This is a genomic window from Marinovum sp. 2_MG-2023 (assembly GCF_030548265.1).
Taxonomy (GTDB): domain Bacteria; phylum Pseudomonadota; class Alphaproteobacteria; order Rhodobacterales; family Rhodobacteraceae; genus Marinovum.
In genome coordinates this window covers 95,141-108,609 of sequence record NZ_JAUOSD010000007.1, presented here as the reverse complement: position 1 = coordinate 108,609, position 13,469 = coordinate 95,141, and the positions used below count along the sequence as shown (strand labels likewise).

15 protein-coding genes are annotated in these 13,469 nt (G+C 61.1%); 10 read left to right on the top strand and 5 right to left on the bottom strand.

Features of this window, described 5'->3' with window-relative positions; genetic code table 11:
• Positions 1 to 17: 17 nt before the first annotated feature.
• Positions 18 to 1,886 (bottom strand): ABC-F family ATP-binding cassette domain-containing protein, encoded by a 1,869-nt coding sequence (locus tag Q4577_RS10415; protein ID WP_303467728.1) that lies wholly within the window; start codon positions 1,884 to 1,886, stop codon positions 18 to 20.
• Positions 1,887 to 2,164: 278 nt separating this feature from the next.
• On the opposite strand from Q4577_RS10415, the gene ndk reads away from it, so the two are divergent.
• Complete coding sequence (gene ndk / locus Q4577_RS10410; protein ID WP_244689893.1) at positions 2,165 to 2,587, top strand: nucleoside-diphosphate kinase; 423 nt, start codon at positions 2,165 to 2,167, stop codon at positions 2,585 to 2,587.
• An 80-nt stretch (positions 2,588 to 2,667) separates the two neighbouring features.
• A complete protein-coding gene (locus Q4577_RS10405; protein WP_303467727.1) occupies positions 2,668 to 3,210 on the top strand; it encodes an NUDIX hydrolase in 543 nt (180 codons plus the stop codon).
• A gap of 9 nt (positions 3,211 to 3,219) precedes the next feature.
• On the opposite strand, the gene Q4577_RS10400 is transcribed toward Q4577_RS10405, so the two are convergent.
• The 3 genes from Q4577_RS10400 to soxR are packed head-to-tail and all read right to left on the bottom strand — an operon-like array spanning position 3,220 to position 4,394.
• Positions 3,220 to 3,549 (bottom strand): TfoX/Sxy family DNA transformation protein, encoded by a 330-nt coding sequence (locus tag Q4577_RS10400; protein WP_244689888.1) that lies wholly within the window; start codon positions 3,547 to 3,549, stop codon positions 3,220 to 3,222.
• On the bottom strand, positions 3,546 to 3,899 hold the full coding sequence (locus tag Q4577_RS10395) for an MmcQ/YjbR family DNA-binding protein (protein ID WP_303467726.1): 354 nt from the start codon (positions 3,897 to 3,899) through the stop codon (positions 3,546 to 3,548). The genes Q4577_RS10400 and Q4577_RS10395 overlap by 4 nt, the downstream gene beginning before the upstream one ends.
• A gap of 36 nt (positions 3,900 to 3,935) precedes the next feature.
• The gene (gene soxR, locus Q4577_RS10390; protein ID WP_244689883.1) at positions 3,936 to 4,394 is read right to left on the bottom strand and encodes a redox-sensitive transcriptional activator SoxR; all 459 of its coding nucleotides are present in this window, start codon (positions 4,392 to 4,394) and stop codon (positions 3,936 to 3,938) included.
• Between the two features lie 93 nt (positions 4,395 to 4,487).
• Between soxR and Q4577_RS10385 the strand changes: the two genes are divergently transcribed.
• The 5 genes from Q4577_RS10385 (at position 4,488) to Q4577_RS10365 (ending at position 9,780) form a co-directional block, all read left to right on the top strand.
• On the top strand, positions 4,488 to 4,871 hold the full coding sequence (locus Q4577_RS10385; RefSeq protein ID WP_303467956.1) for a VOC family protein: 384 nt from the start codon (positions 4,488 to 4,490) through the stop codon (positions 4,869 to 4,871).
• Positions 4,864 to 5,775, top strand: a complete 912-nt coding sequence (locus Q4577_RS10380; RefSeq protein ID WP_303467725.1) for a DMT family transporter — start codon at positions 4,864 to 4,866, stop codon at positions 5,773 to 5,775. The genes Q4577_RS10385 and Q4577_RS10380 overlap by 8 nt, the downstream gene beginning before the upstream one ends.
• 139 nt (positions 5,776 to 5,914) lie before the next feature.
• Positions 5,915 to 7,276 carry a cysteine--tRNA ligase gene (gene cysS / locus Q4577_RS10375; protein WP_303467724.1) on the top strand — a complete coding sequence of 454 codons (1,362 nt, stop codon included), beginning with the start codon at positions 5,915 to 5,917 and terminating at the stop codon, positions 7,274 to 7,276.
• Positions 7,277 to 7,402: 126 nt separating this feature from the next.
• Complete coding sequence (gene cimA / locus Q4577_RS10370) at positions 7,403 to 9,016, top strand: citramalate synthase (protein WP_244689875.1); 1,614 nt, start codon at positions 7,403 to 7,405, stop codon at positions 9,014 to 9,016.
• Positions 9,013 to 9,780 carry a squalene/phytoene synthase family protein gene (locus Q4577_RS10365; protein WP_303467723.1) on the top strand — a complete coding sequence of 256 codons (768 nt, stop codon included), beginning with the start codon at positions 9,013 to 9,015 and terminating at the stop codon, positions 9,778 to 9,780. Before cimA ends, Q4577_RS10365 begins: the two co-directional genes overlap by 4 nt.
• A gap of 222 nt (positions 9,781 to 10,002) precedes the next feature.
• Here the strand turns inward: Q4577_RS10365 and Q4577_RS10360 are convergent, their stop codons facing one another.
• Positions 10,003 to 11,235 (bottom strand): MFS transporter, encoded by a 1,233-nt coding sequence (locus Q4577_RS10360; protein ID WP_303467955.1) that lies wholly within the window; start codon positions 11,233 to 11,235, stop codon positions 10,003 to 10,005.
• A gap of 127 nt (positions 11,236 to 11,362) precedes the next feature.
• Between Q4577_RS10360 and Q4577_RS10355 the strand changes: the two genes are divergently transcribed.
• From Q4577_RS10355 to Q4577_RS10345, 3 genes are read left to right on the top strand one after another with little or no spacing between them, the layout of a single operon-like run.
• Complete coding sequence (locus tag Q4577_RS10355; RefSeq protein ID WP_303467722.1) at positions 11,363 to 12,097, top strand: precorrin-6A/cobalt-precorrin-6A reductase; 735 nt, start codon at positions 11,363 to 11,365, stop codon at positions 12,095 to 12,097.
• Complete coding sequence (locus Q4577_RS10350) at positions 12,085 to 12,777, top strand: DNA-3-methyladenine glycosylase (RefSeq protein ID WP_303467721.1); 693 nt, start codon at positions 12,085 to 12,087, stop codon at positions 12,775 to 12,777. Before Q4577_RS10355 ends, Q4577_RS10350 begins: the two co-directional genes overlap by 13 nt.
• Positions 12,774 to 13,439, top strand: coding sequence for an alpha/beta hydrolase (locus Q4577_RS10345; RefSeq protein ID WP_244689866.1), 666 nt, complete (start codon positions 12,774 to 12,776; stop codon positions 13,437 to 13,439). Before Q4577_RS10350 ends, Q4577_RS10345 begins: the two co-directional genes overlap by 4 nt.
• Positions 13,440 to 13,469: the final 30 nt, after the last annotated feature.

Below are 13,469 nucleotides of genomic sequence, written 5' to 3'. Positions count from 1 at the left end.
AAGCCCCCGGCCAAGTTTCAGGCCTCGGCCGCCTCAAGTTTTTCCAGCGCCGCCATCCACAGCTTTTCCGCCCGCGCCATGCCCTTTTCGACCTCGGCAAATTTGCGGTTCCATTGTTCCAATTCGCTGGCGCGGCCCGCCTCATAGATCAATGGATCGGCCAGCTTCTTGGACAGGATTTCATGCATGGATGTAATCTTTTCCACCCGTTCTTCGCATTTGCGCACCTCGGCGCGCAGCGCCAGGATGTGATCACGCGGCGCGCGTTTGGGCTTTTCGGATTTGGATTTTTCGGCTTTCTCCGCCTTGGGCGTGCGCGCCGGTTTGTCCACCGACAACAACACCTTGCGATAGGCCTCAAGGTCGTCCTCAAACGGTTTCACCGATCCATCAGACACAAGCCACAGGCGATCCGCCACCATGTTCAGCAAATGCATGTCATGGCTGACAAGGATGACCGCGCCGCTATAGGCGGTCAAGGCCTCGACCAGCGCCTCGCGGCTTTCGATGTCCAGGTGGTTGGTCGGTTCATCAAGGATCAACAAATGCGGCGCATCCAGCGTCGCCAAAAGCAGCGAAAGCCGGGCCTTCTGGCCACCGGACAGGCGGCCGACTTCGGTTTCGGCCTGATCGGCGCCAAGCCCGAAACCCGCCAGCTGCGCCCGAAGTTTGGGCGGCAACACACCGGGGCGCGCGCTTTGCAAATGCTGCAAGGGCGTTTCGTCGATGAACAATTCGTCCACCTGGTGCTGGGCAAAATAGCCGATCCGCAGTTTGTTGGACCGGGTCATCTTGCCCGACATCAGCGGCAAACGATCCGACAACAGCTTGGACAGGGTCGATTTGCCCTGACCGTTCTTGCCCAACAGGGCAATGCGGTCGTCATGGTCGATCCGCAGGTCAAGCTTGCGCAGGATTTCCGTCTCGCCGTATCCGGTTGTCCCGTTTTCAATTGCGATGATGGGCGGCGACAGTTCCTCGGGCTGGGGAAAGGAAAACACCCGGCGCGCAATTTCCTCCGGCGCGGCGATCATGTCCATCTTTTCGATCATCTTCAGCCGGGCCTGCGCCTGTTTCGCCTTCGAGGCCTTGGCGCGGAACCGATCAACAAAGCTCTGCATGTGATCCTTGCGCGCCTGTTGCTTGCGCGCCATCGCCGCCTGCACGGCGCGTTGTTCGGCGCGCTGGCGGGCAAATTGATCATAGGGGCCCTGATAAAAGGTCAATTTGCGCTCTTCCAGATGCAGGATTGCGCCCACCGCCCGGTTCAAAAGCCCACGGTCGTGGCTGATGATGATCACCGTATGGGGATATTTCGCCAGATAGCTTTCCAGCCACAGCGCGCCCTCAAGGTCGAGATAGTTGGTCGGTTCATCGAGCAACAACAAATCCGGCTGGGCAAACAACACCCCCGCCAGCGCAACCCGCATCCGCCAACCGCCGGAAAAATCGCTACAGGGCATCTGTTGCTCGGCATGGTCAAACCCCAACCCCTTCAGGATCGAAGCCGCCCGCGCCTCTGCCGACCAGGCGTCAATGTCCGCCAGGCGGGTTTGCACCTCGGCGATGCGACCGGGATCTGTCGCGGTTTCGGCCTCGGCCATCAATGCGGCACGTTCAGTGTCCGCCGCAAGCACCGTATTCAACAGTGACACCTCGTTGGCGGGCACCTCTTGGGCGACCCCGCCAATGCGCGCGCGCTGCGGCAAGGAGATCGTGCCACCATCCAGGGTCAATTCCCCCCGGATCAGGCGGAACAGGGTGGTTTTGCCCGTACCGTTGCGCCCGACAAGCCCGACCTTGTGGCCGGCAGGAATGGTTGCGCCGGCCCCGTCAAACAACGGGCGCCCCTCAACCGAATACGAAATGTCATCAATTCTCAGCATGGCCGCGCTCTAACAGAGCTGCGCCCCACATGCCAGCACCAGAAAACACCCAGCACGCGCCAAGGGGGCGATGTCCAAACTTCTTCTGTTCGGAAATATCCCGGGGGTTTGGGGGCAGCGCCCCCATGCCGTGCGTGTGGCTGGTGTGCGGCGGGCGTGTGACGGGCCTGGCGAAGCAAACCCGCCCTTTCCAAGTGCTGCAACCCATGCTATCGCAGCCGCGATTTAACATGGCCTGACCGGGGCTTTCCTCCGGTCCATGAATAGGAGTAGCCCCAATGGCAACCGAACGCACGCTGTCGATCATCAAACCCGACGCCACTCGCCGCAACCTGACCGGCAAGATCAATGCCAAATTCGAAGACGCAGGTCTGCGCATCGTCGCACAAAAGCGCATCCACCTGACCAAAGCGCAGGCAGGTCAGTTCTATTCGGTGCACGCCGAGCGTCCGTTCTATGACGAACTGTGCGAATTCATGGCGTCCGAGCCGGTTGTCGTGCAGGTGCTCGAAGGCGAAAACGCCATCACCAAAAACCGCGAAGTCATGGGCGCAACCAACCCTGCGGACGCGGCACCGGGCACAGTGCGCGCCGAATTCGCCGAATCCGTTGGCGAAAACTCGGTTCACGGGTCCGACGCTCCGGAAACCGCAGCCGAAGAAATCGCATATTTCTTCGCCGGTCTCGAACTGGTGGGCTAACTGTCGGAACCTTCCGATAAGTCTATATGCCGTCCCGAAAGGGGCGGCATTTTCGTATCAAGTATAATGAGGTGGCAAAAATGACAGACACAACATGGAAAACCATCAAGCAGGATTTTGTATTCGAGGCGCTGCCCTATTTGCGGGTGGCCTGCGAAACCGTTGAATTGCCCAATGGCCAGCAAATCAATGATTTCTATCAGGTGCACCTGCGGCCCTTCGTTTCGGTGGTGCCGGTCACCAAAGACGGGCGCATCATGATTCTCGAACAATACAAACACGGGCCGCGCCGGGTTTCGATTACCTTTCCCGGTGGTTTCGTCGACGAAGGCGAAGAAGCGGAAGAGGCCGGTCGGCGCGAATTGATCGAAGAAACCGGATATAGTGCCGGGAAATTCATTCCCCTGGGCCAATATGTCGACAACGGCAACCAGCGCGGATGTTTCGGCAGCTATTTCCTGGCGCTGGATTGTGAAAAAGTGACCGAGGCCGATTCCGGTGATCTGGAAGATATGGAAGTCAGCTTTGCCACACCGGAAGAGCTGGACGGCGCTTTGGGCACGCCGCGTTTTGCGATCACCCATATGGCCGCGGCCTGGGCCTTTGCGCGGATGAAACTCTGATCCCCGCGATCAGCGCCGTTCGACCACGCCGATTTCGTTCAGGATCTTTTCGATACCGGCGTGGGTTTTGGGCTGATTTGCGGATTTCAGCGCATCAAATCTTTTGCGCAGGGCGGCTTTTTCGTCGCCCTGACAATCATTCCACGGCCGCCCCTGCAACCCCATGACCAGAACGTAATAGCCGATGAAATGCGGGCGCGTGCCGCTGGCCAGCAGCTTGGCATAGGCCGCATCGGCCCCCAATTCCCGCAGGGCCTCGGCGCTGTGAATCCCTGCCCGGGCACAGGCCTCGTCCATTGCCGGGCCAAGGTTGCGGATCGTGCTGACCGGCTCGCTCATTTCAATAATGCCTGTATCTTTTTCGGTAATTTTGACCGGATCAAGTGATAGGAGTTTTCCAGCCGGTCGCGCAGCTCGTCTTCGGGAACCTCGCCGTTTTCGATCATGCTGAACGGCACATGCACCCAGGACCGGTGAAAATACGGCGCTTTGATCGCGCGCCCCAGGTCAATCAACATGGCCGCAGAGTCAATATCCGGCGTTTTCAGCGACACACCGTCACCCACCGCACCGATGCTGGCAAACATCTTGCCGCTGACCTTCCAGGCATCATGGCCACCGCCCCAGGGGTCAGAGACTTCGGCACCGGGCAGGGCGGCGCAAATGCGATTTACCAATTCACGTGACATGGGCCAACTTTGCCGGGGTCGTGCCGGGTCTGCAAGTCATTCGGCGTCGCTGGGGGTGTCCCCCAGCAGAAATCTTGGCCCCTGTCCCAGCTTTGCTGCGCGGTCCTCTGGATTATACAGCTTGCAGCGCTCCAGCGACAGACAGCCACAGCCGATACAGCCATCCAGATTGCGCCGCAGGGCCTGCATCTGGGCAATCCGCGCGTCCAGAATGCGGCCAAAATCATTGGAAATCCGCTCCCAATCCGATTTTGTCGGTGTGCGCCCCTCTGGCAATTCGGCCAAGGCGGCGCGAATCTCGGCAATGGAAAACCCCAGGCCCTGGGCGATGCGCACAAAGCTCAGCCGGCGAATGTCGGACCGTTCAAAGGCCCGCTGGCCGCCAGCATTGCGCCCGGGATGCACCAGCCCCTGATCTTCGTAATACCGTACCGCCGACACCGCCAATCCGGTGCGTTCGGCCACGACCCCGATGCCCAATCCACGTGTTGCCATATTCGTATCCATTGAAAACAAACGAAACTTTGAGGTTGATCTGAACCATAGTTGAGGGATTAGCCTGCGTCCAGATAAATTGAAAGGGAGCCAATCATGGCCTATCTGGAACACGCAAATATCACCGTCAACGACCCGCGCGCCACCGCGGCCGTTCTGCACGATCTGTTTGGCTGGCACATCCGCTGGGAGGGCGAGGGCCTGGGCGGCAAAGGCTATACGGTGCATGTCGGCACCGATGGCAGCTATCTGGCGCTTTATGCCCCCAAGGATCGGATGGAAGGCCAGACCACGCGCTATACCCATCTTGGGGCGCTCAACCATATCGGCATCGTGGTGGATGATCTTGACGCGATCGAAGCTAAGGTGACATCCGCAGGCTATGTGCCGATCAACCACGCCGATTACGAACCGGGGCGGCGGTTTTACTTCGAAGGGCCGGATGGCGTGGAATACGAGGTGGTCAGCTATGCCTAATGCGATCCCGTTTCTGTTGATCTACACCGGCGTGATGACCGGGTTGAACTTTCCTTTGGGCAAGCTTGCGGGGGCGGCACATGTGCCGCCTGCGCTTTGGGCCTTGGTGATTTCGGTCGGGGCGTCGGTGGCACTGGTGCCGGGGCTTTTGGCGCGGGGGGCGCTGGTGGTGCCGCGCGGGCCAATGCTGCGCTATGTGGTGCTGGCCGGGTTGATCACCTTTGTGGGTGCCAATCTGTTGGTGTTTGCCGCCATTCCCCATGTCGGGGCCGGGCAGGTGGGGATGATGTTTGCATTGTCGCCGGTGTTCACCTTGGGGTTTTCGCTGGTGTTCGGCCTGCGCGCGCCCAAGGCGTTCGGCCTGGCCGGCATCGCATTTGGCATGTCGGGGGCCATTTTGGTGGCCCTTGGGCGGGGTGAATTGGCGGGGCTGTCGCCCTGGGCGCTGGCGGCGCTTGGCATTCCGGTGATCCTGGCGATCGGCAATGTCTATCGCACGCTGGATTGGCCCGAAGGCGGCGAACCGGTGGTGTTGGCATTCTGGAGCCATCTGACCGCCGCCGTGGTCTTTGCCGTGGTGTTGACCGTCAATTACGGGCGTATCCCGCTGGAAACCCTGGCCGAGATTCCCGGCGTGTCGCTGGCGCAATTTCTGGTGGCCGGCGCAACATTCCCGGCCTTTTTCCGGCTGCAACGGTTGGGCGGGCCGGTGATGCTGAGCCAGATCGGCTATGTCGCGGCGGCGACCGGCATGGCGGCGGCGGTGCTGCTGCTGGGGGAACGATACGGGCCGCTGACATGGGGCGGTGCCGGGCTGATTGCGGTTGGCGTGGCACTTACTTTGCTGGATCAGCGCAAACCGCGCTTGGCGCGGGCGCCAACCCGTGTTAAACGGATCGCATGAGCACGCTTGCAACCCTCATTTGCTGCATTACCCGCTGAATTTTTCGGCGGGCCTGCTCTTTCTTTCCTTTGTGAACTGATCTTGCTATGCCCGCCGCGAGCGTTCGTGCGCCCATCACAGCGCGTGTCGAGGAGAGACCATGGCCGAGATCAAACTGCATAATACCAAGATTCGGGGGGAGCAGCTGTTCACCCCGATCGACCCCGACAACGTGCGCATTTATCTTTGCGGGCCAACGGTTTACGACCGGGCCCATCTGGGCAATGCACGCAATGTGATCATGTTCGACGTGCTGTTCCGGCTGTTGCGGCATGAATATGGTGCGGGTCACGTGACCTATGTGCGCAATTTCACCGACGTGGATGACAAGATCAACGCACGTGCCGCCGAAAGCGGGCGGTCGATTGCCGAAATCACCGCAGAGACCAGCCAATGGTATCTTGATGACATGGCCGCGCTTGGCACGCTGGAGCCGACACATATGCCGCGCGCCACGGCGTATATCCCCCAGATGGTCGAGATGATTGCCGATCTGATCGCGCGCGGCCATGCCTATGCGGCAGAGGGTCATGTGCTGTTTTCGGTCGAAAGCTACAAAGAGTACGGCGCGTTGTCGGGGCGGTCGGTTGATGACATGATCGCCGGTGCGCGGGTCGAGGTTGCGCCCTATAAACGCAATCCGATGGATTTCGTGTTGTGGAAACCGTCCAGCGATGATCTGCCGGGGTGGGACAGCCCCTGGGGTCGGGGACGTCCCGGTTGGCATATCGAATGCTCGGCGATGTCCTTTGCGCTGTTGGGCGCGTCGTTTGACATTCACGGCGGCGGCAACGATCTGATGTTTCCCCATCATGAAAACGAAATTGCCCAGAGCTGCTGCGCCCATCCTGAGGGCGATTTTGCCCAGGTCTGGATGCACAACGAGATGTTGCAGGTCGAAGGCAAGAAGATGTCCAAGAGCTTGGGCAATTTCTTTACCGTGCGCGATCTGCTGGAACAGGGCGTTCCGGGCGAGGTGATCCGGTTCGTGTTCCTGTCGACGCATTACCGCAAGCCGATGGACTGGACCGAGAAGAAGGCCGCAGAGGCCGAAGCGGTCTTGCGTAAATGGCGCGGCATGGTTGCGGGCGTTGAGGCCTCTGATGTGCCTGCGGCGGTCTTGGCTGCGGTGGCCAATGATCTGAACACGGCGGGTGCGATTGCCGAATTGCACCGGCTTGCCACGGCCGGAGAGGCCCCGGCGCTAAAGGCCGGGGCGGCGCTGCTCGGGTTGTTGGGCGAGGATCTGGGCGGTTGGGACCGTGTTGCGGTGGATCTGTCGGATTATGTGACACGGTTCAATGAAACGCGGGCCAAAGCGATGGAAAATAAAGATTTTTCCGGTGTGGATGCGATGAAACAGGCGCTGATTGCCGCCGGTGTCGAGGTGCGGATGAGCAAGGCCGGGGTCGAATTGGTGCCCGGTCCGGGGTTTGACGCCGCCAAGTTGGAGGCATTGTGATGTCTGGCGGATGTTGCAAGGGGGGCTGTCGGCCCCCCGTCTGCGGATGCAGACAAATTGAACCCGTCTGCGGATGCAGACTCCCCCCGAGGATATTTTTGAACAGAAGAAGCAAGGGGCACAGTCATGGCTGAGCGGCTTTATCTTTATGACACCACCTTGCGCGATGGGCAGCAGACCCAGGGCGTGCAGTTTTCCACCGCTGAAAAGGTGCGGATTGCCGAGGCGCTGGACGGTTTGGGGATTGATTACATCGAAGGCGGCTGGCCCGGTGCGAACCCGACAGACAGCGCGTTTTTTGATACGGCCCCCAAGACGCGGGCCAAGGTGACGGCCTTTGGCATGACCAAGCGCGCAGGTATCAGCGCCGAGAATGACGATGTGCTGGCGGCGGTGATGAATGCCGGCACCAGTGCGGTGTGTCTGGTGGGCAAGGCGCATGTTTATCATGTGAAGGCGGCGCTGGGGATCAGCAATGCCGAGAACACCGAGAATATCTCGCGGTCGATTGCGCATATCACCGCGAATGGACGTGAGGCATTGTTTGATGCCGAACATTTCTTTGACGGTTACAAGTCCGACCCGGAATATGCGCTGGAGACCCTGCGCGCGGCGCTGGATGCGGGGGCGCGTTGGGTTGTGCTGTGTGACACCAATGGGGGCACGCTGCCGGGGGAGATTGGCGGAATTGTGCGCGAGGTGATTGCCTCGGGTATTCCCGGCGGCGCATTGGGAATTCACACCCATAACGACACCGAAAATGCGGTGGCGGGCACCTTGGCGGCGATCGAGGCCGGTGCGCGCCAGGTGCAGGGCACGTTGAACGGATTGGGCGAACGTTGTGGCAATGCCAATCTGACGACCCTGATCCCGACCTTGCTGTTGAAGGAACCTTTTGCCAGCGATTACGAGATCGGGGTGAAGCGCGAGGCGTTGTCGGGGTTGTTGCGGATCAGCCGGATGCTGGACGAGATCCTGAACCGGGTGCCGATGCGGCAAGCGGCCTATGTCGGGGCGTCGGCCTTTGCGCATAAGGCCGGTTTGCACGCCAGTGCGATCCTGAAAGATCCGGCGACCTATGAGCATATCGAGCCGTCGCTGGTGGGCAATGAACGCGTCATTCCGATGTCGAACCAGGCGGGGCAGTCGAACCTGCGCCAGCGTTTGGCCGATGCCGGGCTGGCGGTGGAGAAGGGCGATCCGGCGCTGGGTCGTATCCTTGAACGGGTCAAGGCACGCGAAACCGACGGCTATGCCTATGACGGGGCGCAGGCGAGTTTCGAATTGCTGGCGCGGGACGAATTGGGGAAAAGCCATCGGTTTTTCGAATTGGATCGCTACCGGGTCACGGTGGAGCGGCGGCGCAATGCGCTGGGCCAGATTGTCAGTGCCTCTGAGGCCGTGGTCGCCGTGACGATTGGCGATGAACAGATCCTGTCGGTCAGTGAAAGCCATGATGACGAGGGCAATGATCGCGGGCCGGTCAACGCCTTGTCACAGGCGTTGAAGCGGGATCTGGGCAAGTATCAGACCTCGATCGACGATATGCATCTGGTGGATTTCAAGGTGCGCATCACCCAGGGCGGCACCGAGGCGGTGACCCGCGTCATCATCGACAGCGAGGATGGCAAGGGGCGGCGTTGGTCCACGGTGGGTGTGTCGCCCAACATCGTTGATGCGTCGATGGAGGCGCTATTGGATGCGATCCGCTGGAAGCTGATCCGCGATACCGGCGCATGACAGTCGACGGTTGGCAGGCCTGCGCGGCGATTGTCGAAAAGGGCGACCCGGATCGGTTCATGGCGACGATGTCGACCCGTGTCGTGGCGCGGCAAAGGCTGTTTCCGCTTTATGCCTTCAACGTCGAGGTCTCGCGTGCGCCCTGGGTGACCGAAGAACCGATGATTGCCGAAATGCGGCTGCAATGGTGGCGCGATGCGCTGGAAGAGATTGCAGGCGGTGACAAGGTGCGGCGCCATGAGGTGGTCACGCCGCTGGCCACGGTGTTGCGGCGCGCTCAGGTCGGGCCGCTGGATGCGCTGATTGACGCCCGCAGGTGGGATATCGGGCGTGATCCGTTTGAGGATCGCGCTGATTTCGACAGCTATATCGACGCCACTGCCGGCAATCTGCTTTGGGTGGCGGCAGAGTGGTTTGGCTGTACCCAGGAAACACCGGTGCGCGATATCGCCTATGGTGCCGGGGTGGCGCAATATCTGTCTGCGGTGCCAGAGCTGGAGGCGCGGGGGCGGGTGCCCCTGGTGGATGGTCGGCCAGAGGCGGTGCAGGCGCTGGCGCAGGACGCGCTTGACCGGTTGAAGCGGGGCAAGGCCACGTATTTCATGCCCGCAGTCCGAGAGCCCCTGCGCGCCACATGGCAGGCAGAGGCGATCCTGGCACAGGCGATTTCCGACCCGCGTCTGGTGGCTGAGGGCGCGTTGGGGTTGTCCGGTTTTGGCAAACGGGCGCTGTTGCTTCGCCGCACCTGGTTCGGGGGATTTTAGGCGCGGCCAAACCCCGTAGGCGGGGTTTGGCAGGTTGTCTGCTCTGGCCGTGTGATCCGGCCAGAGACATCAGTCCAGTGACATCCGGCCAGTGACATCCGGCCAGTGACATCCGGCCAGTGACATCCGGCCAGTGACATCCGGCCAGTGAAATCAGGCCAGAGACATCAAACCAGTGACATCACGCCAGTCACAGCAGACCCAGTCACATCAGACCCAAGATCAAACCGGAGCATCTTTGGGCCGCATCACCAGCCAGATCAGCGCCGCCCCCGCCAGCAACAGGAAGGGTGCCATCGCCAGGTTCACCGCGGTCCAGCCGGCCTGGGCCGTGCCACCGGAACAATTCATCAATCCGCCAGAGGCAAGCGACGCCACCGAGACACCGCCAAACACGATCAGGTCGTTCATCCCCTGCATGCGACCGCGTTCTTCGGGGGCATGGGCGCTGGCCAGCATTGTGGTCGCACCGATAAAGCCGAAATTCCAGCCAAGTCCCAACAGGATCAAGGCGACAAAGAAATTCTCCAGCGCGACACCGGAAAGGGCGACACCACCCGCCGTTGCCAATATCACCAACCCCAGGGCGACAATCCGTTCCGCGCCGAAACGGGCAATCAGGTGGCCGGTGAAAAACGACGGTGCAAACATCGCCAGCACATGCCCGGTCACCACATCGGCGGCATAATTCTTGTCAAAGCCACAGCCAACCACCGCCAGCGGAGTCGAGGTCATGACAAGGTTCATCAGCGCATAAGACACCATGGCACAGATCACTGCTACGGCGATCCGCGGCGTTGTGATCAGCTGCCATTTGCTGCGCCCCTTGGGGGCATCGGCCGAAGGTGTCGGCGGTTTGGGAATGTCGAGGAACAGGAACAGCAAGGCCCCGACAAGGTTGACCGCGATCACCGCCGCATAGGTGCCAAGGAAGGGGATCACATAGGCATCGGCGGTCATCTTCACCAGTTGCGGACCAATGATCGCCGAGGCCAGACCACCGGCCATGACATAGGAAATCGCCTTGGGGCGAAAATCATCCGTGGCGGTATCTGCGGCGGCAAAGCGGTAAAAACCCTGCGCTGACATGTAAACCCCGGTCAGGAACGAGCCGATCAAAAAGATCGGAAAGCTTTGCAGATAAAGACCATAGGCCCCGATCACCCCGCCCAGGGCCCCGCCAAGCGCGCCAATAAAGAAACCGGCGCGGCGGCCGTGGCGCTGCATGAAGGCCGATATCGGCGTCGCAGTGACCATTGATCCGATCACGATCATCGAAATCGGCAGGGTCGCAAAGCACAAGTTCGACGCCAGCGATTGCCCCGCCAAGCCGCCAATGGTGAAAATCATCGGCATCTGTGCGCCAAGAATGGCCTGGGCCAACACCAACACAAATACATTGCGTTTGGCGCGGGTGTCCGGCGCGGCGGGGGTGTGGGGGAGTGTATCGCTCATGGCGAAATCGGTATAGACGGCGCGCGGCGACAGCAAGACCACATTCCTGCACATCCCAGTGTGCATCTGGTCGCAATGGCGCGATAAGTGGGGTGCAAGCAGGCCGGGTCTGCGCTAGATCTTTGCCATGTTTGGGGCTGGCAAAGATATCTTGTTGATCGGCGGCGCTGCCGAAGCGCGTGCGATGGCGTTGCGGATCACGGGGCGGGCCAGTGTCATCTTGCCCGATCCGGAACGCATGCCGCGAAGCTGGCCGATTGCCGTTGCACCGCAGCCCTTCACAGCCGCAGGTCTGGCAGAGCGGTTGGGGCACGGCATTCGGCTTTTGATTGATGCCTCTCATCCCAATGATTGGCGGGCATCGCAGATTGCGGCAGAGGCGGCCAGGGTTGCCGGGATCAGGGTGCTGCGGCTGGAACGCGCGCCCTGGCGTCCCGGGCGGCGGGACCATTGGGTGGCTTTGCGGCGTGACAGGGATGCACGCCATCATGTGGCGCCGGGGGCGCGGGTGTTTCTGGGCACCGGGCGCGAAGGGCTCAAACGGTTTGCCTGCCTCAACGGCTGTTACATCTATTGCCGCCAGATCAGCGACCACAATGATGTCTTTCCCCTGCCACGGGGCCGGTTCCTGAAGGGCGCGGCCCCCTTTGGTGTGGCACAGGAAATGGCCCTGCTGCGGCAATTGCGTATTGATTGGGTGATCCTGCGCAATGCCGGCGGGCCGGGCGGCTGGCCCAAGCTTCAGGCCGCACGCAATCTGGGGCTTCGGGTGGGCATGATCGACCGGCCGAAACTGCCGGATGCCGTGGTGGTGCGCGATGTTGCCAGCGCAATGAAAAAGGTGTCGGAATGGCTGGATTAAACCGGGCTGGATTAAGCAGGGCTGGACTAAACGGGGCTGGATCAAACGGGGACGTCGGGCGGATCATTGAAACCGATGCCTGTGTCGCCGAAGGTGTTGACTGGCTGCGCGCGGCCGATCCACGGTTTGTGACCGCGCTGGACGCCTGTTGCCCATTGCCATTGCGGCGCAGGCCAGATGGATTTGCCCAGTTGCTGAGCGCAATTGTCAGCCAGCAGGTATCTGTGGCCTCGGCCAATGCGATCTGGACCCGGTTGCAGGAGGCCGGGATGACTAGCGCGACTGCGATCGCCGCTGTTGACGAACAGGCGTTGCGCGACCTTGGCCTCAGTCGACAAAAGGCCGCCTATGCGCATGCGCTGGCCGCAGCCGGGATCGACTTTGACGCCCTGCGCGTGGCCCCGACAGAGGATGTCATCGCCCGGTTGGTGGCGGTCAAGGGCATTGGCGCCTGGACGGCGGAAATCTATGCCATGTTCTCGCTTGGGCGGGCGGATGTCTTTGCCCCCGGCGATCTGGCGCTGCAAGAGGCCGCGCGCCTGTTGTTCGATTTGCCAGAGCGCCCGAAAGAGCGCGCGTTGCGGGACATGTCGCTTGATTGGGCGCCTTGGAGGTCGGTTGCGGCGCGTGCGCTCTGGGCCTACTACAGACATGCCAAGGACAGGGAAGGTATTCGATGACACGTGTTTTGAAATCCGGCCGCAAGGAACCCGTCTCGGGTGAAACCCGCTCGATTGTGGTGTTCTTGCATGGCTATGGCGCCAATGGGGCTGACCTTTTGGGGCTGGCTGATCCTTTGGCGGAACATCTGCCGGACACGCTGTTCCTGGCGCCGGATGCGCCCGAAGATTGCGCCGGGGCCCCGATGGGATTTCAGTGGTTTCCAATCCCCTGGATCGACGGATCATCGCAAGAAGAAGCTGAATCCGGCATGGCGCGGGCGGCAGAGGATCTGAATGCCTATCTTGATTCCGTCATGGTGGACGAAGATGTGCTGCCGGAACAGGTCGCGCTGTTCGGTTTTTCCCAGGGCACGATGATCGCCCTGCATGTGGCCCCACGCCGCGAAGATGCGGTGGCCGGTCTGGTCGGGTTTTCCGGGCGGTTGCTGGCGCCGGAATTGCTGGAGGATGAGGCCGTGAGCTTTCCTGCGATCCTGCTGGTGCATGGTGATCAGGACGACGTGGTGCCGCCGCAATCGCTGCCCGAAGCGGCAGAGGCGCTGCAACAGGCCGGTTTCAAAGAGGTTTTTGCCCATATCATGAAGGGCACGGCCCATGGCATCGACCCCGATGGGCTGGGCGTGTCGCTGGCGTTTTTGCGGGACAAATGCGGGTTCTGATCCCCGCGCCGCAACCGCAATGACAGATCA

Coding starts and splice junctions, on each gene's coding strand:
- ndk (WP_244689893.1), top strand. CDS start 2,165: ATGGCAACCGAACGCACGCTGTCGATCATCAAACCCGACGCCACTCGC.
- Q4577_RS10345 (WP_244689866.1), top strand. CDS start 12,774: ATGACACGTGTTTTGAAATCCGGCCGCAAGGAACCCGTCTCGGGTGAA.
- Q4577_RS10400 (WP_244689888.1), bottom strand. CDS start 3,549: ATGAGCGAGCCGGTCAGCACGATCCGCAACCTTGGCCCGGCAATGGAC.
- Q4577_RS10355 (WP_303467722.1), top strand. CDS start 11,363: ATGTTTGGGGCTGGCAAAGATATCTTGTTGATCGGCGGCGCTGCCGAA.
- Q4577_RS10415 (WP_303467728.1), bottom strand. CDS start 1,886: ATGCTGAGAATTGATGACATTTCGTATTCGGTTGAGGGGCGCCCGTTG.
- soxR (WP_244689883.1), bottom strand. CDS start 4,394: ATGGCAACACGTGGATTGGGCATCGGGGTCGTGGCCGAACGCACCGGA.
- Q4577_RS10365 (WP_303467723.1), top strand. CDS start 9,013: ATGACAGTCGACGGTTGGCAGGCCTGCGCGGCGATTGTCGAAAAGGGC.
- Q4577_RS10380 (WP_303467725.1), top strand. CDS start 4,864: ATGCCTAATGCGATCCCGTTTCTGTTGATCTACACCGGCGTGATGACC.
- Q4577_RS10360 (WP_303467955.1), bottom strand. CDS start 11,235: ATGAGCGATACACTCCCCCACACCCCCGCCGCGCCGGACACCCGCGCC.
- Q4577_RS10350 (WP_303467721.1), top strand. CDS start 12,085: ATGGCTGGATTAAACCGGGCTGGATTAAGCAGGGCTGGACTAAACGGG.
- cysS (WP_303467724.1), top strand. CDS start 5,915: ATGGCCGAGATCAAACTGCATAATACCAAGATTCGGGGGGAGCAGCTG.
- Q4577_RS10395 (WP_303467726.1), bottom strand. CDS start 3,899: ATGTCACGTGAATTGGTAAATCGCATTTGCGCCGCCCTGCCCGGTGCC.
- cimA (WP_244689875.1), top strand. CDS start 7,403: ATGGCTGAGCGGCTTTATCTTTATGACACCACCTTGCGCGATGGGCAG.
- Q4577_RS10405 (WP_303467727.1), top strand. CDS start 2,668: ATGACAGACACAACATGGAAAACCATCAAGCAGGATTTTGTATTCGAG.